This is a genomic window from Erythrobacter sp. (assembly GCF_024305245.1).
Taxonomy (GTDB): Bacteria; Pseudomonadota; Alphaproteobacteria; order Sphingomonadales; family Sphingomonadaceae; genus Erythrobacter.
On the sequence record NZ_JAMWYX010000002.1, the window covers coordinates 121,300 to 144,991 of the forward strand.

Here is a 23,692-nt window from a genome sequence, read left to right on the forward strand (position 1 = left end):
ATATGGCGATCATCGGTCTGGATCATGTGCAGGTGGCGATCCCGCACGGCGGCGAGGATCGGGCGCGGGTGTTCTACGCCGATCTGCTGGGAATGCGGGAGGTCGCCAAACCCGCCCAGCTATCGCCAAGCGGATGCTGGTTTACGGGCGGATCGTGCAACCTCCATCTGGGGGTGGAGCAGGACTTTGCCCCCGCGCGCAAAGCCCATCCTGCGCTGTTGGTCGATGATCTGACCGCTCTGCGCCATCGGCTGGAGGCGGCGGGTTATCCCACGCGCGACGATAAGCCTGTCGCAGGCTATGCGCGGTTCTTCACGCAGGATCCGTTCGGCAACCGCATCGAATTGATGCAGAAGCTTTGACGGGCGGCCGGATCAGGTGAACGCCAGCAGCAGCGCAACGAGCACGACCGAATAGGCCGCAATACCGCCCGCGATTGCCAGCGGATTGAACGCCGGAGCCAGCGTCGCCTGTGCCATCTGGGTGAGTTGGCTGAGCATTTGCGGCCAGGTGTAGGCGACGAAATCGCCTTGGCTCATCACCGCGATCAGGCGCTTGTCCTTGTCCACGATCGGCAGGCGGCGGAAGCGTTCGTTGCTCATCACCTGCAGCCAGCCGAGCACATCGTCATCCTCGCGCGCCATGCGGATATCGGTGGTCATGACCGCGCTGACCGGCGTGGTCTGCGGATCGCGGCTTTCGCCGATCACCCGGCGGAAGATGTCGCGCTCTGTCATCACGCCAAGGATGCAATTGTCGGCATCGGTGATGAAGATCGAGCCGAAATTCTTGTTTGCCATCTGCGTCACCGCGTCGAACACGGTGGTTTCCGGCGAGCAGGTGAGCGGCGGAGCCTTGCTGTGAAATTCCTTGCGATCGCCGATCTTCATGTCGTGTCCTCCCCTTGGAGTGAGTGGTGCAGGGATACGAACGTACGTGAAAGATGTGGGTTCCGTAAGGGAAAAGGTGACCGGAAGGCAGCCGCGCTATTCTGCCCGCCGCACCGGCACACGGATATTGCAGATATCGGCGCCGCCGGCGGGGGTGATGAAGAACGGATCGCGGCGGTTGGCGACCGCATCGGCGTAGGTCGCGAAGACATCGCTTTCGGTCGAGAGATATTCGAACGCGGGTTGCTCTGAAGGGGCGAGGTCACTCGCCACCCGCACCGACAGGATCGGCGTGCGCTTGGCGGCTTCCTCGGCGGTGTAGAACCCCAGCGCGCCCGAGCCACGCGGCAAGCTGGAGAGGTGCTGCATCCCCTCGATCACCCGGCCCACCAGCGCGATGTTACGATCCAAGTGACGCGGCGCATGGCCGATCACGGTATAAAGCTCCGCGCCGGAGCCGGTGTCCGGCGAATAGTTACGGCCGACGCCGACCATGCCGTAGCAGTGGACGGGCCAGCCGAGTTCTGGTGGCCTGTTAGGCGAGAACGCGGTTCCGATGGGGAATCCGCTCGAGAAGGTTACGATGGGGCTATAAGGATCGAAGAAGTTGGCTCGCCGAGGGACGGGACGCAGCTGAACGGATTCCGATTTGCCGAAGCCGTCAAATGCAACACGGTGATCTCTAAACCAGAGATAGGGGGACACCGATGCACTAATCTGTGCAGCATATTCATCCTCCCCCATCACCTTCAGCCCCTCGGGCAGCGGCTTTGGCGTCCCCGTCGCTTCGGGGTTGTCATAATTGGGATCGCCCCATTGGGTGACGTAATTGTCCTGCACGCGGTTGACCGAAATCCCGTCATACCAGCCGCTCCGCGCGAACAGGCGGATGTTGTGCACCCAGCCTTGCGAAAACGGCGCGGGCATCAACTGGATCACCACCTGTCGCGGCTTGCCCTCCGCATCCGGCGCGAGGGTCATCACCAGCAGATCTTCCGCCGCAATTGCCACCCAATCGGCGGCTGGCGCGGCCGCGACGATCTCGGATGGAGCAGGCGCTCCCTTCGGCTCCTCCTGAGCGGACAGCGGCAACGAAAGGGCGAGGGCAGCCGAAACGGCGAGGAGAGCGGTTCTCATGCAAAAGGTTGTGCCACATTCCCACCCCAATCAAAAACCCCTTTCCACGCGTTTTGGGGGGCGGAAAGGGGTTCTTGAGGCAGCGTTCGCAGGGAATGCCGGATCCGCGCAGCGCTATGCCACGGCGACTCCTTTACCACGATCGCGCACCCCGGCCAATCCTCCGCTCGAACACCGCCTTGCGGAACCACGCATTCGCCGCTATCGGCGCGTGCTTGCCCTGACAGGCGCTCAACCAGCGAAGCGGCAGCGCGCCAGATCGGCGTTCAAGCAGCGAAGCGATAGCGCACCGAGGAGCATGCGGAGCAGTGGCCGAGTGGTCGAAGGCGCACGCCTGGAAAGTGTGTATACGTCACAAGCGTATCGTGGGTTCGAATCCCACCTGCTCCGCCACCTAACCATATTATTGCCTCGCATTCTGTCTCACGCGGACAGGACACCCTTGGAAAGCCGTGCTAAAGGCTGTCTCATGTCGTCACATATTACGACATGCGCTCTCACCCTTGCGGGCGGCATCGGTGGGGGTATCATCGGAAAAGGTGCCCCCAAATCGGAGAGCAGCATGGCCCTCACCGATCTGCAGGCGCGCAACGCTTGACCGCTTGGAAGGGCTACAAGCTGACCGACGAGCGCAGCCTTCGGTTCCCGGTCCGACCAAACGGCTCAAAGCTCTGGCGCCTCATGTACCGATTCTCCGGCAAGGAGAAGCGGCTCGCGATCGTCACCTAACCGAAGAGACTGAAGTTGGGTGGATTGCGGCCGTCGAATCTGAACCACGAGTGCAGAAGCGGCGAGGCGTGGCAGAAGGCTGGCTCTCTCACATTCGTCTCTCTGTTCGTGGATGAAGGCATTCTCGCGGAGGTCGACGGGAACCCACAGCGATGGATGACGGCGCGGGCGGCGAGACAACTTGGGAGTGCTTTCCTATTTGCCCGAGCCTATTTGCCCGAGCCTATCCGACCGAGCATCTCGGTCGGGCAGTCTTGCCCGGCACCATGTCAATCCGGAGGCTGTTGCGCGGCTCTCTTGCCCTTAACCGATTGCTAGCAGACGAATGAAGTCTTAGCACATTGCCGAACAGCATCGGCGCGTGATGGACGAACCTTTCGAAGCGGACAGAGAAATGCCGATCAGCCTGCTGCTTATAGACGACCACGAACTGGCCCATGCCGGGATGCGCATGGTTTGTGCCACCCGCAGCGATATCCGGATTGCCGCCTGTTTTCCGCTCGCAAGACCGGCGCTCGAATGGTTGAAGGACAACACGGTCGATGTCGTTGTCTTGGATCTCGAACTCCCCGACCTTGCCGGCCCATCGGTTCTGGTGAAGATCCTCGATGCAGGTAGGTGCAAGGTAATCATCTTGACGGGGACGGGGTTCGGCAAAGTGCTTCGCACTTGCCTCGATCTTGGCGCGCAATGCGTTGTTTCCAAGGCCGATCCGGTGCAATATGCGCTCGACGCCATCGATGCCGCGCGCGAAGGGCGGACCTTCGTTTCTCCCACGGCAGAGCGACTCATGACCGGCCTGCTTGGGACGGATATCGCTCTTCCCCCGCGCCAGCTGGCGGTCCTGCAGCTTCTGGCCGCCGGAGAAAGCAACAAGGAAATCGCCTTCCGCCTAGGTATCACGCCGCCGACAGTCTCGTTCCACCTCGCCGAGCTCCGTCGCAGGCTGGAAGCGACCAGCAATCGTCAACTCGTCGATCGAGCGCGGGCTGCGGGGCTGGTCATTTCTGCCACATAGGGATGCTCCATCATGCTTCGCACCAGCGGGCGCAGAAGGAGCAGGTGACCCATGGCTGCAGCCTTTATGCGATTATCCGAAGTCGCCCGGCTGACGACGAGAATCGGCACGCGGTCAGGCCTCATACTCATCAGCCGGTCTTGCAGTTCTTCATGGCTGGCGGTCTCCTCGTCGATGAAGCAGGCGCGGGGAAACTCTTTTTGCAATTGTTCCAGCGAGATCGGCTGTTCATCCTCCACGGGTAGAGGAAGGAGGATCGTCACGCGCGTGCCTCCCGCGCCGGTCTCGATCGTATACGCAGCGCGCAGCAGCGAAACGGTCTCGCGTATGGCGCGCCAACCCTTCCCAAAACGCGAGGGCATCGGACCGGTGTCATGGCCTTCGCTGTCGCCCGAGAGAAAATCGGCGATTTCCTTCGGCATGCCGGGCCCGCTGTCCTTCACTGTGATCGCGAGACAATCGCTGCTGCTCTCGCAGGAGATCTCGATCACGCCCGATTGCGTCGCGCGCACTGCATTGTTGAGGAGGTTGGAGAGCACCCGCACAAGCAGCGCCTCGTCCGCGATGATCCGCGTGTTTGGAACGCAGGCGCGCGTGAGGACGACATTGCTGCTCATCGCAGCAGCGGCGTAAATGGTGACGAGGTCTTCAAGCAGCCGCGCGACGTCGACCAGCCCGAGGGCAAGGAAGCTGCCCCCGCCGCTATCCCTGGTAACGCTCGATCCGACGATTTCCTCCAGATGCCGGGCCGATGCTTCGATGAGCGTCATCAGGTCTCGCGGAGGAAGTTCGCTTCCGGCCTGGCGGGCGAGGAACACGGCGCTGCTCAGCGCGTGAAGGACATGGCGCGTATCGTGTGCCGACATCTCGATCAGGCGGTCGCGCGCCTTGAGGCCGGCCAAAGCCGTCTCGCGTTCCTCAGCGAGGCGGCTCGCGTCCTCGCTGATCGCCATCCTGGCGAGCAGTTCGCGCTTGGCCTCCTGCTCGGCCGCAAGCCGGTCGTGCTGGAGCTTGCGGAGGTGCAGGCCGACCGCCAGGGTCGCCATGGCGCATTCGAACAGACCGATCGGACCGATCCAGTGCCAGTTGACAGCAAGGAACGGCACCAATCCCGTAATCGCGATCGCGGTCGTGATGATGTAAAGCGAGAGAGCCGACCAACCTATCAGCAGCGGCAGGAACTCCATGCCGTGGCGGCGGGTCGCCACCCAGCCGATTACCGGAAGTGCCGAAGAGGCGACCAGCGTGAACATCCAAGCCGCGGCGTGAAGTGGCATAACGGGCAACGCCGGCACCGCCAGCCTGACGAAGGCTGCGAGCACCACCAGCACGCCGAACGCCATCGTCGCTCTGAGGAACACGTCGTAGCGCGGCATGCCTGTGCGCGTCGCCAGGAACTCCCGACCAAACTGGAGCATCAGAAGACCGAAGGCCGAGCGTGCAATGTCGCCCACGACGCCTTGAAGGTCAGGGTGCCGGTAGAGCCAGAAGATCGTCAGGTAGCCCTCGGCATGGAGCGTGTTGAAGGCAAAGGCCGCTTCGGCCAGTCCGAGCCAGATAAACACGCGCCGACCGGTCGCAGCGAGCAGGACGACGTTGAACAGTGCAAGGATCAGGCTTCCCGCGACGACCCCAGCGACGAGCGCAATATTGCCGCGCCGCGCGACGAAGAAATCCCCGGCGGTCTCGATCCGTAGCGGCATCCAGGACGAAACCTCGTCGCGGAAACGGATTACATAGGTCGCCTCCTCGCCGCCGGCGAGATCGACTTCGGTTGCATAGGCCTGGAATTGGTCGAGGACCTTACCGAGCTGTTCGCGGTCTGCCCCGTCGAGGATGACGCGCCACCGGTCGGCGTCCTGGCGGTAGAGCGTGAACTCGGAAATTGTGCTGCGTCCGGTGGTCAGCATCCACGACCCCGGCTCCGCGCCGGTGTTGTGCAGTCTGAGGAACACGTAGGCCGGCTGGCCGACCGTCCCGAACTGGGTCGACGTATGGCTTACCGCGCGCGCGGACGCGAAATCGCGGGCGAGCGGCGGGCCTTCGTGTCCGGCGCGCGTGAAACGGATGTCGGCCTTGATCTCGCCAGCGGACTGCCCCGGCACAAGCTCGATGGCGGGGATGGTCGCGGTTGCGAGGGCAGGGGTGGCAAACGCGGCAAGCGACCAGACCAGCAGAGCCAGCCACGCAATTTTTCGCATCATTCCCCCCGAACGGCCCCATGCGATTCGCTGGTCGTGCTGCTCGTGAAAGCAGATGCCTGGAACAGGGCCGTTGCGTCAGTTACAGCCGATCACCACTTGCCTGCAAGCCGCATCATGAGGTCGGACGCGAGGTTCGCGCCCGCCTGCGCGGCGTCGAGTGCGGGCGGCTGTTCGCGTTCGAACCCGTTGGCACCGGCAACGAAGCGGCCCGGGCCGCGGGGCGGGCCTTCCCCCTCCGCGACCAGTGTGGTGACGATCTGTCCGCTATCGAGATCGGTGACGGTGATCTTGAACCTGATGCCGAGCGGCGCATCGGGAGCGCCGGTCTGGGTCAGGGTCATCATCAGGTCCGCAAGGCCCGCGATGCCGCGCATCTCTGCGGTCTGCTTGTCGGCCGGACCACCCTCTGCTGCCGCGATGGCTCGGACAGCGAGCGAGCGGTCGACAAGGACCAGCCCATTCGACTGGAGACGGCTCTGAAAGGCTTCGAGCAGTTCCCACTCCCGGCTCTCGTCGAGCAAACTGTCGCGTCGATCGTCCTCGACCTCGCGGCGCCCGAGGCGAACCTCGCGGTCGCGAGTGGTGACCAGCGCGCCTTCGGCATAGCGGCCATTGCGCGACACTTCCGCAGCAGTGTCCACGGCCGTCTCGCCGCGATCGGTCAGGACAGTGTCATAATCGTTAGCGATGCGATCGCTGAGTTCGCGGTTCCAGAACACCACGATACGCGGCGAACCGGCGCGGCGATAATCGTCGGCGGAGCGCGTTTCTTGAGCCGCGCGCATGTTTGGCGCGCGTGCAGGCGCTGCGAGCACCTCCGGGGTCCCCTCACGATACTGCGCGGCTGCCGGGGCTCCAGACGCAGCCACCGCAAAGAAGGCTCCAGCCCAGACGGCGATCATGCGCATTCTATTCCCCCGCGATCTCGATTAGGTAATACTTGACCTCGTCGCGCTTCATCGAGCGTTCTCGATAGACCCCGGTAGCGTAGGGCTGAATGATCACGCGCTGCCATGCCGAGGACGGCTCAACCGGATACTGCACATCGTCCATGAAACTGGAGCGAGCGCGGATGGTCAACGCCCGCTTGGTGCAGTTGACGAACCGGGCGCTCACCTCGACGGTGTCGGTCTCGGTGCGGCGGGCGAACAGGCCCTCGACGACCATATCCCGGGTCAGCGCTTTGTCGGCGAACTGCACCGCGTTGAGATCGATCGGCGTCATCGAGCGCGGCACGTTGGCGACCAGCGCCGCGCCGGCATAGCCGGGCGCCTTGCGCGCCTTGCCGGTCTTGCACTTGACGACCTGGTTCTCGCGCGCGGCGAGTGGCTGGCCATCTCCGAGCGCGGTCAGCATGACCGCTCCTGCGACCAGCGCCGCGAGGCTGCCCGCACCCAGCGCGGCGGGCAGTTTCATTCGACGGTTTCCCCGGCTTCGGGGACCTGCGCGTTGGGATCGAGCCGCATCGGCTCGTAGGTGGCGCAAGCCGATAGGTGGAGCGCTACGACGAGGGCGGCAGTGGCCCGGACAACGGCTTTCATGCGGAAATTCTCCCCTGTTAATTTAGCGATAGGTCACGTCGTCGGTCGCAGCGCGGGCGACGTCGTAGGAATTGGACCAGGCGATCGCACCGCTTTCGAGATCGACCAGCTCGAAGGTGATCTGGGTGAAGCGCTGGACCTGTCCGGTGCGGGCGTTGCGCGCGTCCTGCGAGGCGATGTTACCGGTCAACCGGAAGTCGGCTCCGAACTGCGCGCGGGTGAGGCCGGTCGTCCCGCTATCGGTGATGCCCTCGCGCTTGAGCGCGCGCTCCTCCTCGATCATCGCCGCGTTCTGCCGGGCGAGGAACACCATCCGACCGTCGCTTGCCCGGTTGAGGCTGGTGCGCAGCCTGTCGGTGATCAGATTTTGGTTGATACGCTGAGAGCTCTCGTTGGTGAAATACCGGCTGTCGACGATGATCCGTGGTGGCGTCGTGCGGGCAGCGATCTCGGGCATCGAAAGAATGTCGCGCACCATCTGGTCCGACATGGCGAGCAGATCGCGGCTTTCGATCCCCACGCCCTGGACAGGCCCTGCCATCCCGGCATCGAGATCGCGGGATTTGCCCCGCTTCTGGGCCGCCGCCGGCGTGCCAACAGTCAGCGAGATGGCGCAGGCCGCCAGCGCGAAGCTGCCGATCAGGTGGTTGGCGATTCTTTTCACATCATGTCTCCGCACGAGCGCGCCGGCACGCTCATATCTCGTTCGCCATCAGCGCGCGGCGGAAGGCCTCGTCGCGGGCATTCGCTTCGTCCTTGCTGGCACGCATCTGGGGTGCATTCTGGGGAGTTCCGGGAATGCCGGCCTTGAGCGCCGCAGGCGAGCGGTCCGCCGCCCAGCTCAAGCTGCACCGCTGGTTGCCGTCGCTGATCATCGTGACGGCGGGCGCCGCACCGCCAACGAATGAAGCCGCCGCGGCGGTAGCGGGGGCCGCAGCTTTGCCCTTGCCCTTCGCATTGCTCTTCGCCGTCGCCTTTGTCGCGCCTTCTGCGGTGGCAACGAAGATCGCATCGGGCAAGCTGTCCCAGTATCGCACGTCGACCTGGGTCTTGGTGGCATCGGACGCCGCGCCCGAGGCAAGCCCGCCAAACAGGCCGATGAGTGAGCCGGCCACGCCGAGCTGGTCGGTAAGGAGCGAAGTCGCTGTCAGAGCCACGTCGCTGACGGTGCCCATCGTGTTCTTGAAGGCCACCTTGCCGTTCATAATCGCATCGAACTTGCGCCCGCCCCGCGTCGTCGCCTGGAAATTGATGTCGGCTGCCTTTGCGAGCGTCGCTCCTCCGAACGTCGGCATTGCCCCCTCGGGCGTGTATTCGACGGACGGTACAAGTCCGACCATCTGGCCGCCTGCGCCACGCATGAGCTTGACCGGGCCGAGGCCTGTTTCGGCGATGTGCAGCACCGTCGCCCCGGCGGGAGGTTCGCCGAGCGCCTTGTCGATCTTGGCCGCCGCGGCGAAACTATCATTTGCGAGGGCATCGCTGCCCATGCACCGCGCCGACCAGCCGGCGAGAAAGTTCATGAGCGCGAAGTCGGATTGAAATTCCTCGGCCTCGGACACCGTGTCTTGGTATTCGGCGGAGACGAAGCTGGCGCGTGCATTGCCGTAATCGCCGTTGCGCAGATAGAGCAGCCCGCGATAGTAGTATGCCATCGCGCGTTCGTAGGGGTCGCCCTTGAAATCCTTTATACTTTCCACGTTGAATTTGCTGCGAGCGGCCTTGGCCGCCTCGTCGTTCGCATAGATCGCCTCGATCCTGTCGAGCGCGTTGTCGAAGGCCCACTCGGCGGCTTGGTATTCACCGACCGCCATTGCCGCGCGGCCGAGCTTCGCGAAGTTTGCGACCGCATTGTATTCGCCGTCGCGCAACAGAGCGGAGTAGAACTTGCGAAGCGGCTCCGGCTTAGCGTCGACCCATGCACGTCCGCCCTCAGGCAGGTCGGCCGCGAAGATCGGGCGTCCGCGCGACACCGGCCCGGCGAGCATCGCCGGATCGACCGCACGGGCGTTACTCAGGAAGGAGACCGTTGCATTGCCGATGCCGACATCGCTCGGGTTGGAGAAATAGACCCGCAGTGCTCCGCTCTGGTTGGGCACAGCGGCGACGAAGGTCACCTCGTATTTCCCCGCAGCCTTGACGCTCTGGTAAAAGCTGCAGCTATTGACCACGTTGTCGACCTGCCCGGCATAGCCCGACGTCATGCGCCAGCCCGGACGGGGGCCCTTCGCGTAGGTGGGATCCTCGCGGTAGTGGCGATAACTCGCCGGAATTTCAGTAACGTATGAGCAGCTCAGGTTTTCCTTCTCCATCAAGTCGAAGGAAAAGGTCTGTGCAGCATATTTCTGCCCGTCCCGACCGATCACATGGCCTTTCGCTGGGTCGAGCGAGATGAGGTAGCTCTCTCCCGGCACGGCGGGAACGGGACGGATATCCTGCACTTCAACCGGTTTCTCGGCTGCCGCTCCTGCAGCAAGCATGACCATGCTCGCGCCGCACATCGCGCGCACGATAGCGCCCTTGCTCATCAGAATCCCCCCATTTGCATGCCGCAGCGATCCCTCCGCGCTGCAGGGGACGATCATTATGTGCGGTGATGTCCAAGCGATACCTAAAAGAATTTAGGTGCCTCGGCTGTCCCGAAGCTAGCCCGCCGCAACCGGCTCGATTGGCGACAAGGCCGAGACAGGGGCTGCATTGCCGTTCCGAATATCGCTCATCCAGTCAGCCACGTCAGGAATGGGATCGCTTTCAGAATGTCCGCTGCTGGCGGAAACGCGGCAACCATCGAGCCGACGATCTCCGGTTCCGTCAGTCCTGATGCGCAAGCGCTTGTCGAGAGCAGCAACGCCTTTTCGCTGGATCTTCTTCGAGACGCTTTCGCAGCTGCCCGGTGGGGACTGACATGTTCATGCGAACCTGCCGTCGAGTTCGACAGCCCCGGCGTCCGCTTGCTGCGGGCCGGTGTCAGGTTTCAGCAACAGGGTCAGCAAGCCGGCGACAAAGACCAGCCCCGCGCTCGCGCCGAACATCGCCTTCCATCCGCCCATGTCCTCGAGCAGAGGCAGCAGAGCCGCACCGATCATGAAACCCAGCGGCACGATTGCCGCGAACAGGGCGAAGGAGAGCGCCGCGGCTTCCTTTGCCGTAGCCCGCATCATGATGACGAGGTTGGCCAGATAGAACAGAAACAGCGGCACATTCTTGATGAAGAACCACGCGACATACAGCCGATCATCGGCCCACAGCGTCTCGTCGATCAGGTAAACGCCCATCACGGGCAAGGCGATCACACCTGACCAGAGGGCGATCCGCCTTGCCCCGAACCGGTCGACCATCCATCCCCCGAGCGTGAGGCACAGGAGGCCCATCGCAACATTGGAGGCGCCCATCAGCGATCCGAGCTCGGCCTGGTTCCAGCCAAGCTGCCGGATTGCGAACAGCGCATCGGTCATCTCGTTGAGCCTTTGATGAACGCTGTAGATCAGGACCACCAGCACGGTGATGAGACCCTGCGGCCGGAGAAGATTACGCAGGGCCGCCCCAAGAATGGGAAACAGCCTGTCATTCACGAATGTGATGTCCGGCGAACGCTGTCCCCCGGTCCACGGCAGCAGCTTCTCGCCTGCGCGTTCCCGGATGATAAGCGCTGCCGTGGCAGGAATCAGGAACAGCACGAGCATTCCCATCATGGCGCTCGCAAAGCCGTGGTATTCGAGCAGATAACCGGTCCCGGCCATACCGGCGGCGATGCCGAACACCTTGCCGCCGAACATGAAGCCGTTCATGCGCCCCATCTCGTTTTCGGGCGTGAGGTCCACAACCAGCGCGTCGAGAGCGACGTCCTGCACCGCCGTGAGCATGGACAGCATGAAGATGAACCCGATGACCAGCGCGGTCTGCCCGGCGAGCGGTGAGATCACCGAAATCGTGACCAGACTGGCGATGATGCATATCTGCGAACCGATCAGCCAGGGCCTGCGGCGGCCCATGGCGAGCCAGGTGTAGCGGTCCATCATGAGGCCAGCGAGGAACTTGAGGCTCCATGGAAGGGACGCCGCCGCCGCAGCCATTGCCACCACCTCGGTCGACTCCCCGTTTGCCGCGAGCCAGGTGGGCATGGCGTAGAAGAATATGCCCTGCGGAAAGCCCTGCGCGAGGTAGAGCAGCGTGCCGAATATGAGGCGCAGCCGCGAATTGTCGGCAAAGGCGGGAAGGGCGAGGCGCGTATCGCGGCTGATGACGGCTCCGGCGCTCATGCGATTTGTTCCCTTGCGATGATCGCGGCTTCGCCTGCCGCATCAGTGCGGCTCCTTGCCAGTGCGCGGGTCAAGGCAGGGCCGAAGGCAAGGAACAGGGCTCCCCCCGCAAAGCAGAAGCCTGCGTTGAGCGACCAGAAAACCGTGGGCTTCATGGTCTCGTAAAGCGTTGCGATGTATCCCCCGAACATATTGCTGAAGAAGATGGTCAGATAGGCCGCTGCCATCATCCGCGCGGCAAACCTCGGCGGCGCATAACGCCCGGCTATCGCAAGCACCGTGGGCCAGTACCACGCAAAGCCCAGCCCGGTGATGATGAAGGACAGGACCGGCAGCGCAATGCCGACCTTGCCATCGCCCGCGATAGCATCAGCGACGGCCAGCAACGCGACCCCGGCACCGGCGAACAGTCCGCCCAGAGCGATCTTGGTTGTATCGGAAGGTTCCACCCCGCGGCGGGCAAGCGCACGCCAGTAGATCACCGTCAGGGTCGTCAGCACGACGATGGCGGTGCTGTTGACCGCGACGAACCAAGCGACCGGGAAACGCCCCAGCCAGGTTTCGAGATCGACCGTCGCATCGATCCACACCATGCCCATGTTGAAGGTCTGGTCGAACCCGGCCGTCACCACGACCATCAGCGCGTAGATGAACGCAAGCAGCCCGATCGAACGGCCTTCAGCCGTAGTGATCGGGCCGTTGTCCAGCGCCTCGCTGCGCGACGTGACGGCGTCTGGCAGAGCGTCGGCGCCCCGCAGATAAACCCATAGCGCGGCGAGCATCAGCAACCCGGCAAAGCCGAAACCGTAATGCCAGCCATAGGCCTGCGCCAATAGTCCGCACGCGACGGGCCCCAGGATCGCTCCGATGTTGATGAAAGTGCTGAAGATCGCATAGGCTCTGGTCATGCGCTCGTCGTCGGGTTGGTAAAGCTGGCCGACCTGCGCGGCGATATTGCCCTTGAGCGCGCCCGAACCCAGGATCAGCAGCAGCAGCGCGATGAGAAAACTGGCGTCGAAAACCATCGCGGCGTGGCCAGCGGTCATCAGCAGGACGCCGATCACCACGGTCCGCTTTGCCCCCAGCCAGCGATCGGCAATCCAGCCGCCGAACAACGGCGTGAAATAGACGAGCCCGGCGTAAAGCCCGAAGGTCTGCCCTGCGAGCGCTTGTGTCGACAGCGGGCCAAGCACGCTTTCCACCGCCCAGCGGTAGGTTTCGATCCCGGTGACCTGGCCGATCTTATCCGCAAGGAACAGCTCCTGCGTCATATAGAGCACGAGCAGCGATTGCATGCCGTAGAAGCTGAACCGCTCCCACATTTCGGTGAAGGCGAGATAGGCGAGCCCGCGCGGGTGGCCGAGGAATGTGCGCTCGCTCATTCGGCGGGTTCCACATTCCCGCGAACGGTCTTTGCCCTTGCCAGATCCGGATACCCGCCCCGGCCCGATGGGATCGTGATGAAGCGCGAACACAGGAGATGGATGAAGAATGCCGCAGCAATGGCCGGGAGGCTCGCCGAAGTGTAGCGAAACACCGCCCCCGGCGTCTGGCTCACGGGTTCTAGCAGCGCGAGATAGGTCACGAACCCTGCGAGAAGTGCGATCATCGCGGCCGGGTTGAACCCGGCGACAAAGCCATATGCGCTACCCGGCGCCGCATGGTGCAGCGGCCGGATATCGACCGTTTTCCGTCGCAGCACCAGCCAATCGGCCAGCAGGATGCCGGTCGTCGGCGCAAGGACTGCCCCGTAAAAGGCAACAAACGTATAGAACCGCGCATACAGGGCATCGCTCGCCAGCAGCAGGATCAGCGCAGCAACAATGCCCAGCATTGCCACATTGCCGGCAAAGCCGAATGCGCGCGCAAATGGTCCGAAATTTTGCACGATTGTGGACACATTGCCCTGCAGCATCCCCGTCAGGCTCGACAAATTGGCAAAGATCAGCACCAGCAGCATCGCCAGCCCGATCACCGGCCCGACCAACGGCGTCATCCACCCCGCCGGGTCAGGCGATCCCAACACCAGCGAGGACGCCAGCCCCGCAAGCGCGGGCAAGAGGGAAACCGGCACCAGTCCGATCCATGTTCCCCACATCGCCCCGCGCGCGCTGCGGCCATAGCGCATCAGATTGCCTGCCAGCCCGAACCACGAGAGCGTGATCGCAACATTAAGTTCGGTTGCCAGCATCAGCCGCGTTGCCCGGTCAAATGGCGAGGCGGGCGGCTCGGATGAGAAGACGGCCTGCCACCCGCTCTGCCAGAACACCGCGACCAGCAGCCCGCCCGACAGCAGCACCAGCAAGGGAACCACCAACAGGTTCAGGCGCCGCAAGGTGTCGCTGCCCCGCGCGGCCAAAAGGCAGCTGAGCGCAAGCACGCCAAGCGCGGTTGCCTGGGCCACCGGCCACACGGACGCAGGCGCAAGATAGCCAAGCCCGATCAGCACTTCGCGCGTCGCATCGCCTGCCATGTTTGAAAGGATGGCGGAATTGAACGGGACCACGCCCAGCACCAGCACCACCGCCAGCAGACTGGTGCCGGCCGGGCCAAACGCGCTGCGCATGAACACGAAACTCTCGGTGCCCGTCCGATAGACCGGCAACAAAAGCGCGATGGACAACAAGCCGATCCCCAGCGCTGTGCCGAAGAACAGCGCCGCCACGCCATCGGCAAAGCCGACCAACTGTCCGGTCGCCCCGCCAGCCAGAAATCCCCATGTGGCAATCGCAAGACCACCTTTGACCGCCAGCATGTCGCGAAACGACCAGCTGCGCTCCTCGGGCAGCAGCGGCAGCGTTTCGGCAAGCGCAGTTTCGATCTGTGTGCTGCCGACCATTTGCTAGAAGACCTGCACAATCAGGATGATCGCGAAGGATCCGATGGTAATCGTGGCAAGGGCGGCGGTGTCCGCTGCGGGCAGGCGGCGATCGGTCTCTTTTTCGCATGAAAGGATGGCGAGCCGGCGCTCCAGCTCACGCTCGAACGCGGTAAGCTGCGGGCGGATCATTGTCCCGCTCCGGGCCGATTCCGACCGTCACCCGGCTGTATCGTTTTCATCGGCCAAGCCTTCCCCTTTCGCGCCGACCCGGTGGTTGGCGCGCTGCGCAACGTCGCTTGATTTCAACTGATCGGCGCAGACCGTAGATGCCTGTCGTCAGAGAATGCGGTCAACCGGTCGGACCGTCAAAAAAGCGTCAATTCGTGCCCAGTCGGGTCTCCGTGCTCATCGGACCGAACAGGTCAGCCGGATGGACGCACTGGCAGGAGATTTTCATCGTCAGTTCGGTTCAGGTTGAATGACCCGCCAACGGGCTTCTCAGGCCCAAAGGCGCTTCGCCAATTCGGGAAGAGCCGCAGCATAGCGAGCGACATCCTCAAGCCTTCCTGTGCTTACCCGGGAATAGGCGGCCCAAGGCCCATAAGCGCCTCTGATGGCGATACCCTGTTCGGCCATGGCGTCGCGTAGGCTATCGGCATCGGGCACCTTCACGAACACGAAGTTGGTCTGCGACGGCAGTGCGGTCAGTCCAGCCTTGGCGACAGCATCAATGATCATCGCCCTCCCTTCCAGCACCGCTGCGCGCGACTGGTCGAGGAATGGCGTATCATCATAGCTTGCAATCGCTGCTGCCAGTCCTGCGAGATTGCCGCCGAAGCTCATCATGGGTGACTGGATGCGCCGTGCGTTGGCTTCGCTGGTTATGGCATAACCGACCCGCAGCCCCGCCATGCCGTAGATCTTGGAGAATGTGCGGCACACGATCACATCCTTGCCGCTTCGCACCAGATCGATCATCGAGTTGTCTTCGGGTCGGTCGGTCAACTCGTTGTATGCCTCGTCCACCAGCAGGGTCGCTTTCGGGGTCACTGCCGCGGCGAAGCTGCGCAGCGCCTCTGGCGGGATCAGCATGCCAGTGGGATTGTTGGGGTTGCAGATCTGCACCAGCGCCGCGCCGTCCGCAGCCTTGGCTGCCATCGCGGCCAGATCGACGTTCATGTCCTTTGCCAGCGGCACGCGGATCGAGGTGACGCCTTGCCGCTCGCCGTATAACACCGTCGTATCCCAGAACAGATCGGGGCACAGAATCGCTCCCTCGCGCCCCCACGCCAGCGAAATGGCGCACAGGATTTCCGTCGATCCTTCGCCGACCACCACCTGTTCAGGCGTGACCCCGTGCCGCTCGGCAATCATCGCGGTCAGGCGCTGCAGGCCGCGGTTGGCATAATAGCAGCCCATCTTCGCGGTTTCGGTGATTGCGCGCAGCGCAGAGGGCGCAGGCCCATAGGGATTTTCATTGCGGCTGAGCAGTGCCTGTCCGATCTTCGGCCCGAAATCGGGTTGGGCCGCAGTGGTTGCCACCGTCGCGCCCAGTCCCGACATCGGCAAGACACCCAAGCCGCCGGCAAGGCCGGCACCGGCGAGAAAGGATCGGCGACTGGTCGGCATCGGGAAACTCCTTCAGATCAGGTTGGCAGGGGCTCAGAACTTGGCAATCATCAGCACTCCGATGAATGTCAGATAAAGGCCGAAAACCCGGCGCAGGATCGCCGGAGAAAGCGTGTGCGCGGCCGCCACGCCGAGCGGCGCGACCAACACCGAGGTGGCAATCAGCACTATGGCTGCGGGCAGGTGGACAAAGCCCAGAGCACCCCAGCCGAGACCGCTTTCGTCAAGCCCGATCAGGATGAAGCCCATGGTCGCCGGAATTGCAATCACCGCACCCATCCCCGCCGCAGTGCCGATGGCGCGATGGATCGGCGTGCCGCAGACGGTCATCGTCAATGTCGTCAGGGTGCCGCCCCCGATGCCGAGCAACGTCGAAAACACTCCCAACGCGCTGGCGATGCCAGCGCGCGGCAAGCCTGAAGGCAGGGCAGCAAACAGCGGCTCTCCCTGCCGGGCGGGCAGCAGAAAATAGACCGCAAACGAAAGAACCCCGGTGCCAAAGATCAGGGCAAGGAGCGCGCCCGACACAAGATCGGCAAAGATGGTGCCGACACCTGTTCCCAGCACCACCCAGATCGCCCAGCCCTTAAGCAAGCCAAAATCCACCGCCCCGCGCCGAGCGTGACTGGTGGTCGAACGGATCGAGGTGAAGATGATCGAAGCGAGCGACGTGCCGACCGCAACGTGCGCGGTCTGGTCGGGCGCTACGCCCAGCAGCGGCAACAGGAGCATCAGCGCCGGGACAACCACAAACCCTCCGCCGATGCCGAAGAGACCGCCAGCAAAGCCGGCCGCTGCACCGGCGAGCAGCAGCGCCGGAAGCGCAAAGGCGAGTGAAGCGGGCACGATCATTGGCTGTGAGAATAGGCCCCCCGGTTCCAACTCCAAGCGAATTATCGCACTGCAACATGGGGCAAATGACGCATGCGGGCATAAGCATCTGGCATACCGGCCGCAGTACCGCACCTGGCCTGAAGGCGCTTGTTTTGCCTAAGGCCGCAGCTTTTGTTGTCCTGATTTGCGCGCCTGTGAGAGCGCCGGACAGAGTTCGGCAGCAACGCCCCGCCGACCGCTCGTCAATGTCAGCTGGAATCAGTGCCGACTTGCCGCGACCGGCACGTCGATGGTGCAATGGATGCCGTCGCTGCAAAATCTGAACGTGGTTCGCGCATCGAGCTGATAGGGTAGTGCCCGCTCGATCAGTTCGCGGCCGTATCCACCGTTTGCTTGCCGCACGCCGCGGTCCTCCAACGCGACACCCGTCTCTCGCCACTCGACATGGAGTCGCAGTTCGTCAGCATCGACAGCGACATGCCAGGTGACCTGCAAGCGTCCGTCCTTTGATGACAGCGCCCCATGCTTGGTAGCATTCGTGGCCAGTTCGTGCAGTGCAAGGGCCATTGTCTGCACCGTTGCAGAGCGGAGCTCGATGCCGTCTGGCCCATCAAGGATAATCCTGTCATTGGGCGCGGCGATGGCAGATAGTTCGGCTTTCAGTAATTCTTCGAAGGTCACGCGCTGGCCCGCCGAGAGGTTCGACAGCAGCCCTTGCACGCGTGATAATGCCGCGAGACGAACGCCGAACCTTTGCTCGAACTCGATCAAAGATGCCGATTTTTCGAGCGTCCGGCGGGAGATCGCCTTGACCACGCCAATCAGATTGCGAGTGCGGTGCTGCAACTCAGCCACCAGCACGCTTTGCCGCGCCTGAAGCTCGCGGAGATCGTGGATGTCGGTCGAGGTGCCCAGCCACTCGATGATTTTACCGGCCACATTCCTGACGGGCGTGGCCCTGATCTGGAACCAGCGGCAATCGTCAATGGAGGCCGTGCAGATGCGCGCCTCGATTTCGAGCCGACCCGTCCGTTCGGCTTCGGCCCAGCACTGTTCCACGCTTGCCCGGTCGTCGGGATAAATCGCCTCGAGCCAACCGCGTCCAAGACTGTCCTCGATCGCCAGACCCGTGTGTTCTTCCCACTGCGGACTTGCCCAGATCCACTGTCCGCCCGCCTGCGCCCGCCAGATCAGTTGCGGCACACCATCAATGAGCGTCTTCAGGCGGGTTTCGCTTTCGCGCAAAGCGGTTTCTGCGCGGGCACGCCGGACGGTAGCCCATAGCCGCTCCGCTGCTTCCTCGACGGTCTCGACTTCGACGTTGCTCCATGCGCGCGATTTGGTCTGGACGATGCACAAAATGGCCTCGAGCTTGCCGTCCTTGATCAGCGGCACGTTGATCCAGGCAATGACATTGCGGTCGACATAATAATCGCGCTCGGATTGGGCGATCTGGTGTTCGTTCCGGGCGTCGCTGACGACCCAGGACTGCGCGTTTGAAAGGCGCTCGGAGGTGGTGCGGAACGCCTCCATAGGATAGCGCCCTGAGAGATTGGGGGTGCCGGGCACCGCAAAGTCCTGCTCGACGACGCCAAACCCGGCTTCCACCGAATAATCGACGTAATAGGCCCAGTCGGCGCCCAGATGTTCGCCCAGGATTGTGCATGCAGTCCTGCGGATCTCGGCCGCATCGGTGAGGGGGCGAAGAGCATCGCTGAGCTTCAGAAGGAAGGCGCTGCGCTTCTCGCTTCGGGCAAGAGCTTCGGCACTGTGTTTGCGATCGGTAATATCGGTGATGACCGACGCCGCGCCTGTCACCATGCCGGACTTGTCCCTGATCGGAGCCGTGGCGACGCTGGTCCAGATCTTTCGGCCGTCTTCACTTGTGTAGAGAAACTCCATTCCTTCAGAATTCGTCTCGCCGCGCAGGGCGCGGGCGCCCGGATATTGCTCTCGATCGACAAGGCGACCCTCGGCGTCCCATGCCTGCCAGCGGTCTCCTCTGTCAGGGTCGCGCGATGGCATTCGCTTGGTTGGCAGGTAACGGCGATATTCTTCGTTCGAGAGGACGAACTCTCCGTTCGTATCCAGGATTGCAACCCCGACCGGCACATTGTCGATAGCAGCCGCGAGGCGCGCTTCGCTTGTTAGCAGTGCCTTGTAAGCCGTTTCCCGCGATGTGATCTCGAACCCGGAATGGAGAATGCCGACCACTTCGCCGCTCTCGTCTCGTACCGGGCTGAAAGAATAGTCGAAGAACCTGCGCACGAACCCGCCATCAGCTTGGAGCACGTCAAATCCTTGCCTCTCGACGCGGACTGGCTTGCCGGCGAAGGCCTGCTCGATCTGCGGCGTGACGACATCTTCAATCGCGCCCCAAGCGGCTAGATATGAGCCGCCCAAGGCCTCGGGAGGCGCGTTCATCATCGTCTGGTAGGCATCGTTCTGGAGCATCACCAGTTCGCGCCCCCAGATCAGGACCATCGGCACAGGATTTTCGAGCACCAGATTGAGCGTCGTTTTCAGTGACGCCTGCCAGTTGCGCATCGGGCCCAAGGGCGTTGCATTCCAGTCGAATGCGCGGATCCGCTCCGCCATCTCGCCCGTTGATCTAAGCCAATCTGGTTCCAACTCACCCTCCCGGTGATCCGCACCATGCAGTCGCGGCGCGAAGGAGTCACCATCTAAGCTACGATGATGTGGCGTTGGCTATCGCAGATGCGCGCGATCGAGCAGAAGTCATCCAGGCACCAGTCCGATAGGTCTACGCGCGGGCAATCACAACACACGCAGTCGTTCGCCTTTCCACCCACGTCAGGTCATGAGTATGGTCGTTGCGCGAATGGCGGATTTTGCGGGTTCGCTTCGCATGAGCGGCCATTCTGGCATGGACTCCGAAGCAGCCATTGGGTCAACATACCAAAGCCTTGCGCTTCAAACATCTGGTGCACTGCCAAAGCATTCCCGTATTGACGTTTTTTTGACGATCGCGCGCTTGATCGAATTTTTGTGCGCGCCCATTCACGGAACCGCGTTTAGGTGGCCACCCCAAGCTCCAGGGCGCTTGAAAACCATAAGAAGGGCAGCGATTATGAAGCTGAGCCACAAATACATTCGGGCATCCTCGCTGGCCATGTTCGCGCTGACCACAGCGATGCCGCTGAACGCGCAGATGGCCAGTGGAACCGCTGCGGCCGCAAATGAGCATTCGGTAATCGCGGCCAGTCAAGATGCACCCGAAGGCAGGGTCAGATCCACAAGCGGAGAGATCGTCAGCTCCGCTGCGCCGGAGCAGGATGCGGCTCTCAGCATAGTCCCCATCGCTGCTACCGCCAATTCCGGCGGAGCGCGCGCGCCAGCGCAGACCGGTGACACCGCCATCGAATTCGCGCGGATCGCTGATGCCTATCTGGAGGCGGTGATTAACGCCATGCCGTTCGCGGTCTATTTCTCCCTGTCCGACATTATGGAGCCGGTGCATTCGGCGATGCCCGACAATTCACCTGCGGCCCTTGCGCGCTTCAATGCTCAGGAAGATGCGCTTTACCAAGCGCTTCTTGGCGTCGAGGCAAGCGGCCTTGTCGCGCGGGGCGATTGGGTCGCCTATCAGTCGATGAAAGAAATGATGGAGGCCAATATCGGTCTCAGGCAATGCCGACTGGAAGGCTGGAATGTCAGCCACATGGACGGATGGCAGACCGCGTTTACAGACATTGCGGCGCGCCAACCGATCGCTACCGAGGGCGAACGGGCGGCAGCGCTGGAACGCTGGGCCAAATTGCCGGCCTTTATCGTTCAGCAGGAACAGAATCTCGCAGATGGCCTAGCCAACGGTTACTCCGCGCCGAAATCCGTCGTTCGCCGGGTGATCGGGCAGCTGGATACCATGCTGGCAACGCCAGTCGAAGGTCATCCGTTCTACGCCTTTGCGGCGAAATCGCCCGAAGCGCCCGATTTTCGGGCGAGCATGCGTGTGCTGGTCGAGACTGCGATCAATCCCGCGATAGAAGCCCATCGCGATTTCCTGCGCGACCGCTATCTGCCTGCAGCACGCGAGGAAATTGCGATATCCGTCCTTCCCGGTGGGCGCGATTGTTACGAGGCCATGCTGCGCAGCTATCACAGCGCTGAAATCGGTGCCGAACGCACCTACGAACGCGGGCTCGAAACGGTTGAAATCCGCACCGGGGAGGCGATCGCGCGCGGTGAACCGCTTACGGGCGCCAAAGACCTTCCTTCGATCCTGGCAGCAATCAACGCACTGCCCGCAAACCGGTTTTCCAGCGAACAGGAATTGCTCGAATTCACGCGCGCATTCATTTCGGTTACGCGCGAGAAAACGAAGCCCTTCTTTTCCTCGCTGCCAACGGCGGAAATGATCGTTGAGCCTTATCCCGATTTCCTGAAAGGAACCGGCCAGTCCTCCCGCTACGAAGCCGATCCCGGTGGGAATGGTGCTGCCATTTATCGTATCCAGACGGACGAATGGGACACTCAGACGCGCGGAAGCGCCGAAATCACCGCCGTTCACGAAGGGTATCCCGGCCACCATGTCCAGATTGCGACTGCGTTCGGCGTAGAGGGCCTTCACCCGATTACGCGCCTAGCGAGATCGACGGCTTTCATCGAGGGCTGGGCGCGCTATTCGGAAGCGCTGGCCGAAGAGGCGGGCCTTTATGCGGACGGGTATGGCGAGATCACCCGGCGCGCCTGGCCCGCACGCGGCATGGCGATCGACGCCGGAGTCCATGTCTACGGATGGTCCAATGAACGGGCCATCGCCTACGCGCAGGAGTCGGGTCGATTCGTCGGCGATTCAGGGCTCGATCTGCTTGATCGCATCGCTGTCTGGCCCGGCCAATTGACTGCCTATGATACAGGCGGACTCGAAATCATTGCATTGCGCGCCGAGGCCGAGGCGCGGCTTGGCGACAGGTTCGACATCCGGTCGTTCCACGACCGAATCCTTGAGAACGGCGCGATCCCGCTCGGGGCGCTGCGTGCTCATGTCGAGGCTTGGATCGCGGAGGTAGAAGCGAAGCGGTAGGAGGGCACGGCGCGAATCTGACGCTGGTGCGGAAAACGTTCCCCCAGCTGGTGCTTACCGTCTCAACGTTCGACGATGTCCTTTGACATTGGCGCAAGCTTCGCAAGCAGGCGGTTCTGTGCCGCGAACGGCACGCCCGCTTCGCGCATCGCGGCCTGCAGGTTTTCGACCAGCGCGTTGAGATCGGTTCTGGTCACGCCCATTCCGGCGTGCGCGGTGCGCATGTCGCGGCCGGTGTAATCACAGCCCGCACCGAGCAGATAGCAGAACTGTTCGTCCAGCGTTCGCTTCAGCCGCACCATGTCTTGCGCGGCGAAGATATCTGAGATGCGCGGATCGGACTCGCTCATTTCGACAGTGCGGATCGCGATTCGACGAATGCCTTCACGTCCGCCGAAATCGGCGACCAATCTTGCGCTGTCATAAGGCTTGGCGCCGGCATTGGTATCGCTCTGGGTGTAAGGATCGACCGGCAGTTCACCCGTCACGGGATCGCGCACTTTTTCTTCGACCCCGAACTCGGCATCCCAATCGGTGCCTTCGGCGGGCGCCTGTTGAAGGAGAATGAATAGTGTGGCGGTAGCAGTCATCAGCATCAGGAAGGCTCCGGAAAATTCATCAGAATGCGACTTGTGCGGACACAAACCCGCCGCGCTGATCCGAAAAGGTGGCGATCGAACCCAGGTCGACATATGCCGCCGTCAGGGTGACATTGTCGGTAACCGCGTAGGCAGCGAACAAATCCATCCAATCGTCTTCGCCCAGACCAAGATTGTCGGGCTTGCTGCGATATTCGGCGCCGATCACCGCGCGGCGCGACAATTGATAGCCGAGCGAGCCTTCGAATTGCAGTTGATACCCCCGGCCAGCGGCCGCACCGAAGCCGAGCAAGCCGAGCTGATTGGCCTCGGTGAAGCGCGCAGTCGCGTTGATCAGCAGGCTGTGGGCCAAGAGCAGCTTGGTGGCGCTGATGGTGTAGTCCATGCCGTCATCATCAGCAGCACCCAATGCGCGCACGATAGCGCCATCGCGATTGCGTTTGTGTTCGATCCCGACCGCAATCTGCGGCAACCAGGTTTCGCCATAGACGAGATCACCCGCTACACGCATTTTTGCGCCGAACACTTCCTGACCGAAGGTAAATCCTTCGCCAAGCCCCAGCAGCGCGCCGGCATCACGGGTGTCGAAATCCGCCTTTGCGTACGACAGCTCCAGCCGATCGCCGATGCCAATCGCGACGCCATAGGAACGCCAGCCGAACTCAGGCAATTCGATCGCAGTGGCATGGGCGGATACTCCGACCCCGCCGCCTGTCTGCCGGCCGGCAATGGAGGCCCAGCGCGCGATTCCACCCCCCGAAGCGCCTTCGACCGTGGTGATCCCGTTGGTCAGCAGCAACTTCCCCCCCTTGAATGCGCGCACCTTGCCGATCCGAAAGCCGCCATCGCCGAACGCGCTTGTGGATCCGAGGGGTTGCAATGCACGCTGCGTGGCTGCTGCAGGATCGCGAGCCAACGGCACAGCGGCAGTCTGCGGTTCTTCGAACCGTTCACTATCGAGCACGGGCGAATACGCGATTTGCG

General features: G+C 62.7%; 20 protein-coding genes and 1 tRNA gene. 4 read left to right on the forward strand and 17 right to left on the reverse strand.

Annotated features, from left to right (window positions below):
- Positions 1-2: 2 nt before the first annotated feature.
- A complete protein-coding gene (locus Q0L48_RS03635; RefSeq protein ID WP_296717378.1) occupies positions 3-362 on the forward strand; it encodes a VOC family protein in 360 nt (119 codons plus the stop codon).
- Between the two features lie 12 nt (positions 363-374).
- Here Q0L48_RS03635 and Q0L48_RS03640 read toward each other — a convergent pair whose 3' ends face one another.
- Positions 375-890 carry a cyclic nucleotide-binding/CBS domain-containing protein gene (locus tag Q0L48_RS03640; protein WP_296717380.1) on the reverse strand — a complete coding sequence of 172 codons (516 nt, stop codon included), beginning with the start codon at positions 888-890 and terminating at the stop codon, positions 375-377.
- Positions 891-986: 96 nt separating this feature from the next.
- A complete protein-coding gene (locus Q0L48_RS03645) occupies positions 987-2,027 on the reverse strand; it encodes a peptidylprolyl isomerase (protein WP_296717382.1) in 1,041 nt (346 codons plus the stop codon).
- A gap of 302 nt (positions 2,028-2,329) precedes the next feature.
- On the opposite strand from Q0L48_RS03645, the gene Q0L48_RS03650 reads away from it, so the two are divergent.
- Both Q0L48_RS03650 and Q0L48_RS03655 read left to right on the forward strand, forming a co-directional pair.
- Positions 2,330-2,420 (forward strand) — tRNA-Ser (locus Q0L48_RS03650).
- 700 nt (positions 2,421-3,120) lie between these two features.
- The gene (locus Q0L48_RS03655; RefSeq protein WP_296717904.1) at positions 3,121-3,774 is read left to right on the forward strand and encodes a response regulator transcription factor; all 654 of its coding nucleotides are present in this window, start codon (positions 3,121-3,123) and stop codon (positions 3,772-3,774) included.
- On the opposite strand, the gene Q0L48_RS03660 is transcribed toward Q0L48_RS03655, so the two are convergent.
- The 13 genes from Q0L48_RS03660 to Q0L48_RS03720 form a co-directional block, all read right to left on the reverse strand.
- The gene (locus Q0L48_RS03660; RefSeq protein ID WP_367273998.1) at positions 3,723-5,978 is read right to left on the reverse strand and encodes an ATP-binding protein; all 2,256 of its coding nucleotides are present in this window, start codon (positions 5,976-5,978) and stop codon (positions 3,723-3,725) included. The genes Q0L48_RS03655 and Q0L48_RS03660 overlap by 52 nt on opposite strands.
- Before the next feature lie 89 nt (positions 5,979-6,067).
- On the reverse strand, positions 6,068-6,880 hold the full coding sequence (locus Q0L48_RS03665; RefSeq protein WP_296717386.1) for a hypothetical protein: 813 nt from the start codon (positions 6,878-6,880) through the stop codon (positions 6,068-6,070).
- Positions 6,881-6,887: 7 nt separating this feature from the next.
- Positions 6,888-7,394, reverse strand: coding sequence for a hypothetical protein (locus tag Q0L48_RS03670; protein WP_296717388.1), 507 nt, complete (start codon positions 7,392-7,394; stop codon positions 6,888-6,890).
- Positions 7,391-7,519: a hypothetical protein gene (locus Q0L48_RS03675; protein WP_296717390.1), complete on the reverse strand. Its 129-nt coding sequence runs from the start codon at positions 7,517-7,519 to the stop codon at positions 7,391-7,393. The genes Q0L48_RS03670 and Q0L48_RS03675 overlap by 4 nt, the downstream gene beginning before the upstream one ends.
- Positions 7,520-7,541: 22 nt before the next feature.
- Entirely contained in the window at positions 7,542-8,183 is a 642-nt protein-coding gene (locus Q0L48_RS03680) for a penicillin-binding protein activator LpoB (protein WP_296717392.1), read from the reverse strand.
- Between the two features lie 31 nt (positions 8,184-8,214).
- Positions 8,215-10,047, reverse strand: coding sequence for a hypothetical protein (locus Q0L48_RS03685; protein WP_296717393.1), 1,833 nt, complete (start codon positions 10,045-10,047; stop codon positions 8,215-8,217).
- A 381-nt stretch (positions 10,048-10,428) separates the two neighbouring features.
- Positions 10,429-11,778, reverse strand: a complete 1,350-nt coding sequence (locus Q0L48_RS03690) for an MFS transporter (protein ID WP_296717394.1) — start codon at positions 11,776-11,778, stop codon at positions 10,429-10,431.
- Complete coding sequence (locus Q0L48_RS03695) at positions 11,775-13,160, reverse strand: peptide MFS transporter (RefSeq protein ID WP_296717396.1); 1,386 nt, start codon at positions 13,158-13,160, stop codon at positions 11,775-11,777. Before Q0L48_RS03695 ends, Q0L48_RS03690 begins: the two co-directional genes overlap by 4 nt.
- Complete coding sequence (locus Q0L48_RS03700; protein WP_296717398.1) at positions 13,157-14,617, reverse strand: cytosine permease; 1,461 nt, start codon at positions 14,615-14,617, stop codon at positions 13,157-13,159. Before Q0L48_RS03700 ends, Q0L48_RS03695 begins: the two co-directional genes overlap by 4 nt.
- Before the next feature lie 3 nt (positions 14,618-14,620).
- On the reverse strand, positions 14,621-14,788 hold the full coding sequence (locus Q0L48_RS03705; RefSeq protein WP_296717399.1) for a hypothetical protein: 168 nt from the start codon (positions 14,786-14,788) through the stop codon (positions 14,621-14,623).
- A gap of 309 nt (positions 14,789-15,097) precedes the next feature.
- Positions 15,098-16,228 (reverse strand): histidinol-phosphate transaminase, encoded by a 1,131-nt coding sequence (locus Q0L48_RS03710; RefSeq protein WP_296717400.1) that lies wholly within the window; start codon positions 16,226-16,228, stop codon positions 15,098-15,100.
- Positions 16,229-16,261: 33 nt separating this feature from the next.
- A complete protein-coding gene (locus tag Q0L48_RS03715) occupies positions 16,262-17,080 on the reverse strand; it encodes a sulfite exporter TauE/SafE family protein (protein WP_296717401.1) in 819 nt (272 codons plus the stop codon).
- Between the two features lie 240 nt (positions 17,081-17,320).
- The gene (locus Q0L48_RS03720) at positions 17,321-19,693 is read right to left on the reverse strand and encodes a PAS domain S-box protein (protein WP_296717402.1); all 2,373 of its coding nucleotides are present in this window, start codon (positions 19,691-19,693) and stop codon (positions 17,321-17,323) included.
- Between the two features lie 211 nt (positions 19,694-19,904).
- On the opposite strand from Q0L48_RS03720, the gene Q0L48_RS03725 reads away from it, so the two are divergent.
- Positions 19,905-22,109 carry a DUF885 family protein gene (locus tag Q0L48_RS03725; RefSeq protein WP_296717405.1) on the forward strand — a complete coding sequence of 735 codons (2,205 nt, stop codon included), beginning with the start codon at positions 19,905-19,907 and terminating at the stop codon, positions 22,107-22,109.
- A 62-nt stretch (positions 22,110-22,171) separates the two neighbouring features.
- Here Q0L48_RS03725 and Q0L48_RS03730 read toward each other — a convergent pair whose 3' ends face one another.
- Both Q0L48_RS03730 and Q0L48_RS03735 read right to left on the reverse strand, forming a co-directional pair.
- Positions 22,172-22,705 carry a group 1 truncated hemoglobin gene (locus Q0L48_RS03730; RefSeq protein WP_296717407.1) on the reverse strand — a complete coding sequence of 178 codons (534 nt, stop codon included), beginning with the start codon at positions 22,703-22,705 and terminating at the stop codon, positions 22,172-22,174.
- A 22-nt stretch (positions 22,706-22,727) separates the two neighbouring features.
- Positions 22,728-23,507: a DUF3034 family protein gene (locus Q0L48_RS03735; protein WP_296717410.1), complete on the reverse strand. Its 780-nt coding sequence runs from the start codon at positions 23,505-23,507 to the stop codon at positions 22,728-22,730.
- Between the last annotated feature and the right edge of the window lie 185 nt (positions 23,508-23,692).

Excerpts from the sequence above, each read along its gene's own strand:
- Q0L48_RS03725 (WP_296717405.1), top strand. The coding sequence starts at position 19,905 with ATGGCGGATTTTGCGGGTTCGCTTCGCATGAGCGGCCATTCTGGCATG.
- Q0L48_RS03635 (WP_296717378.1), top strand. The coding sequence starts at position 3 with ATGGCGATCATCGGTCTGGATCATGTGCAGGTGGCGATCCCGCACGGC.
- Q0L48_RS03710 (WP_296717400.1), bottom strand. The coding sequence starts at position 16,228 with ATGCCGACCAGTCGCCGATCCTTTCTCGCCGGTGCCGGCCTTGCCGGC.
- Q0L48_RS03690 (WP_296717394.1), bottom strand. The coding sequence starts at position 11,778 with ATGAGCGCCGGAGCCGTCATCAGCCGCGATACGCGCCTCGCCCTTCCC.
- Q0L48_RS03730 (WP_296717407.1), bottom strand. The coding sequence starts at position 22,705 with ATGCTGATGACTGCTACCGCCACACTATTCATTCTCCTTCAACAGGCG.
- Q0L48_RS03705 (WP_296717399.1), bottom strand. The coding sequence starts at position 14,788 with ATGATCCGCCCGCAGCTTACCGCGTTCGAGCGTGAGCTGGAGCGCCGG.
- Q0L48_RS03700 (WP_296717398.1), bottom strand. The coding sequence starts at position 14,617 with ATGGTCGGCAGCACACAGATCGAAACTGCGCTTGCCGAAACGCTGCCG.
- Q0L48_RS03685 (WP_296717393.1), bottom strand. The coding sequence starts at position 10,047 with ATGAGCAAGGGCGCTATCGTGCGCGCGATGTGCGGCGCGAGCATGGTC.
- Q0L48_RS03655 (WP_296717904.1), top strand. The coding sequence starts at position 3,121 with ATGGACGAACCTTTCGAAGCGGACAGAGAAATGCCGATCAGCCTGCTG.
- Q0L48_RS03675 (WP_296717390.1), bottom strand. The coding sequence starts at position 7,519 with ATGAAAGCCGTTGTCCGGGCCACTGCCGCCCTCGTCGTAGCGCTCCAC.
- Q0L48_RS03640 (WP_296717380.1), bottom strand. The coding sequence starts at position 890 with ATGAAGATCGGCGATCGCAAGGAATTTCACAGCAAGGCTCCGCCGCTC.
- Q0L48_RS03665 (WP_296717386.1), bottom strand. The coding sequence starts at position 6,880 with ATGATCGCCGTCTGGGCTGGAGCCTTCTTTGCGGTGGCTGCGTCTGGA.
- Q0L48_RS03645 (WP_296717382.1), bottom strand. The coding sequence starts at position 2,027 with ATGAGAACCGCTCTCCTCGCCGTTTCGGCTGCCCTCGCCCTTTCGTTG.
- Q0L48_RS03670 (WP_296717388.1), bottom strand. The coding sequence starts at position 7,394 with ATGAAACTGCCCGCCGCGCTGGGTGCGGGCAGCCTCGCGGCGCTGGTC.
- Q0L48_RS03695 (WP_296717396.1), bottom strand. The coding sequence starts at position 13,160 with ATGAGCGAGCGCACATTCCTCGGCCACCCGCGCGGGCTCGCCTATCTC.
- Q0L48_RS03715 (WP_296717401.1), bottom strand. The coding sequence starts at position 17,080 with ATGATCGTGCCCGCTTCACTCGCCTTTGCGCTTCCGGCGCTGCTGCTC.
- Q0L48_RS03660 (WP_367273998.1), bottom strand. The coding sequence starts at position 5,978 with ATGATGCGAAAAATTGCGTGGCTGGCTCTGCTGGTCTGGTCGCTTGCC.